The organism is Endozoicomonas sp. SESOKO4 (genome assembly GCF_024606275.1).
Genome location: NZ_JAHHPS010000317.1, coordinates 1 through 1,118, shown reverse-complemented (window position 1 = coordinate 1,118; position 1,118 = coordinate 1). Strand labels below are relative to the sequence as shown.

The window sequence follows — 1,118 nt, the reverse complement described above, 5'->3', positions numbered from 1 at the left end:
TGTGCAGTCATCATTTAGCTGTTTTTAAGGCTCTCATCAGAGAAAAGAATAATCAAATACCACCGGTAACATCTTCCCCGAGCACTTCCTCAGGCATTCCCCGTAGTTCTCCCCCAGCTGCAGCTCCAATTTCTGAAACAGTCAGGATTAGAAAAGTATCCGCTACAACATCAAAACTGGGTCATGAGGTTTTTCAAACGGTCTATCCAACCTTGTTTATCTTTGATGCAGAGCAATCGCCCGGAAAGGGACAGCCAGCGGTTTATGAATTGCCATTGTCAGAGCCCGTTTCTGATAGCATCAGAAGAGTCAACGGTTTTCAGTTACCGGACAACTCGGCTTTTGTGGGGAACAGAGTGGATATCCTGCCTGAATTTGTTATTGAGGGAGGCATAGAGAGTCACTACGTGATCTCGGCAACCCATAATGATTCTGTCTATTATCTGGCGAATATCGAAGTCGATTCCAGACATCCTTTGGATAGCGATGATTCATCAGCAACGGCTACCACAGGAGACCCTGGTACAACCCCGGCCACAGGGGATTATATACCGGCGGGTATTCTGGAACTGAGGGGCGCGGGTATTTTTGTTGCAGACAACATCAGGGTGGTACTTGATCCAGCGGATAACGATATGAGGATCAGGCCGGTAGATCTGGGCTGTAGCAATTATGGTGAGTTTGGCACAGAAGAACATTTCGTCTACCGATTTTTGCACTCTGAGTTTGATCTTTTAAAAGGTCTACCAGGATCAACCAACACTCAAAACGCTGCACTGAGCGTAAGATGTTTTCAGAAAAAAGGGCAAGTGCAGTTGACTATGAAAAACACTCAAACCGTTATAGCTGTAACCACTGGAACGGATCCTCCAACACCCGTTTCACCACAAAGCAGTGGTGTGTTGTTCTCTATATACTTATGGCCCAGAGAAAACGTTCTGAGCTTTGTCGATTCTACCTGTAACAGCGTCGTTGATCAGTTTGGCAATGATTTATCCATTGACGTAGCTCATCTGTCGGATCCCGACCACTATATGGGGGGCGTCTTTCGCAATTACTGTTCTGGTATCAAAATGATGAATGGGGCATTTGGATTAAAAGACAGAGAGCAGGCATGG

General features: G+C 46.0%; 1 protein-coding gene. It reads left to right on the top strand.

Features of this window, described 5'->3' with window-relative positions; all coding sequences use genetic code 11:
- Positions 1-212: 212 nt before the first annotated feature.
- Positions 213-1,118 (top strand): hypothetical protein (locus tag KDK16_RS06000; protein WP_257275161.1); only part of this gene is annotated, 906 nt, incomplete at its 3' end.